The sequence below is a fragment of the Streptomyces sp. NPDC058289 genome, from assembly GCF_042880975.1.
In the GTDB taxonomy this organism is placed as follows: domain Bacteria; phylum Actinomycetota; class Actinomycetes; order Streptomycetales; family Streptomycetaceae; genus Streptomyces; species Streptomyces stoeckheimensis.
The window spans coordinates 1-1,972 of the sequence record NZ_JBHVYI010000203.1 but is presented as its reverse complement, the minus strand read 5'-3'; the positions used below and the strand labels follow the sequence as shown (position 1 = coordinate 1,972).

Here is a 1,972-nt window from a genome sequence, read left to right as displayed (position 1 = left end):
CCGCCGGCCGGAGGCGCTCGGCGTCGCCGGCGTCGACGCCGCCGGGGACACCGCCGCGGATGCCGGGCCGGGCACCGGGCCGGATCGCGCTCCGGATGGTGCTCCGGCATGGCGCCGGGTACGGCCTCTTGTTCGGCGGGCCCGGTGCGAGCGTCCGGGCGGGCGGGGCTGGAGCAGGGGCATGTGGTCTCCCATACGTCCGGGCCCGAGCACTTCCACCTCGCGCTCGGCGTCCGGGGGTCGACGTCGTAACCGCTCCTCGGCGGGCGGGAGATGGGCGCCTGGCCCACCGGGCCGGCCGGGAGCGGGGGCCGGAGTGCAGAAGCATCGTGGAGGTATGCAAGCCCTCCACAGGATTTATCGAAACGTGATAATTTCTGGCCCTCGCACAGCCATCGCATCGAACATCCCCGGAAGATTCCCTTCCAGTGGTGCGGTTGCGACGGGGTTGACGCCTGATCCGCCGCCGCACCTCCCCGACGGCGATCGAGCCGATGCCGCGGGACTGCGGGCTTGCCACCGTCCCACGGGGCAGGCCATACCCCGGCTTGAACGAGGTAACAATGTGCGAACTTCTGAACCGCATCTGGTCCCGACCGCGGGGCGAGTGGACCCGGGTCCTGCGCAAGGAACTGCCCACGGTGGCGGCGGGGATGGTGGAGGAACTACGGGAGACCGTGCCCGGATTCTCGGCGCTCGTCGAGGAGATCGGCGACGAGGTGGTCAGACGGAAGGTGGAAGGGGCCCTGCTCACCGTCCTCGGCTACCGCGAGGGCGCCGGCGGCGCCGGATGTACGGGGACCGGCGGGGCCGACGCGGACGACACGGCCCGCGCGCAGGAGCCTGCGGACCATCACGCGCCGACCCGGCCCGGCCCCGGACCCACCACCACGGCCGCCGACTTCGAAGCCGAGCACGCCCGGCCCCACCCGCAGCCACACCCACACGCACACCCGCACACGGCTTTCGGCGGCGGGGAGTTGCCACCCCTGCAAGCCGTGCCCTTACAACGGTTCGGCTCGGTCCGCGAGCACGCCCGGCGCGAGCTGTTCTCCCTGCTCACGGGTGACGCCCCGCACCGCGAACCGGCCCTCGCCGAACTGGCCGGCCCGGCCGGCTGGCCCCTCCCGGTCGCCGTACGGGCGGTCGCCCTGGCCTCGCCCGGCGAGACCCAGCAGCTCGCGGCGCTCCTCGACGACTGCCTCGGCGGGATGGTCGCGGGCCAGCCCTGCCTGCTCGTTCCCACCGCCGACCCGGAGGCCCGTACCGCCCTGGACAACGTGCTGCGCGGCCGTCTCGCCGTGGTCGGCCACCCGGTGGCCCCCGGCGACACCCCTTCCTCCCTGCGCTGGGCGGTGCGCCTCCTCGCGCTGGTCCCGCCTCAAGCCCGGTCCGGCCCGGACGCCCGGACGGTGTTCGTGGACGACCACCTCTCGACGCTGCTGCTCCTCCAGGACGAGCCACTGGCCCACGCACTCGCCGCCCGCTGGCTGCGGCCGCTGGCGGACCTCACCCCGCGCCAGAGCGAACGGCTCGAAGTGACCCTGCTCGCCTGGCTGGAGGGCGGCGGAGCACCCGAGGCGGCCAAGGCCCTGAGCGTGCACCCGCAGACGGTCCGCTACCGGATGCGCCAGCTGGAGAAGCTCTTCGGGCCCGGCCTGCGGGACCCGCGCACCCGCTTCGAACTCGAACTGGCCCTGCGGAGCCGCCGGTTGATGGCCCAGGTGCGGCTGCGGCCGGTCCGGGGCGGCCGCCGGGCGCGCGTGGTGAACGCCGATTTCCGCCCGTCTCCGGGCGACGGCCGCATCGCCCGCGTCAACGGCCTCTAGAGAGCGGAGAGGGGACACGAGAGCCCCAGGGAGCGGACACACGAGGCGGTGGGGGCCCCCCGCGGGGGGCCGGGCCGCCCCCCCCCTTTGGCAGGTGCACGGCCCGAGGGGGGGCCCCGGAAACACCCCCCCCCCCCCCCGCC

At 74.9% G+C, this 1,972-nt stretch carries 1 protein-coding gene; it reads left to right on the top strand.

Features of this window, described 5'->3' with window-relative positions; translation table 11 throughout:
* Window positions 1-563 precede the first annotated feature (563 nt).
* A complete protein-coding gene (locus ACFVX6_RS40830; protein WP_389699646.1) occupies window positions 564-1,829 on the top strand; it encodes a PucR family transcriptional regulator in 1,266 nt (421 codons plus the stop codon).
* Window positions 1,830-1,972 lie beyond the last annotated feature (143 nt).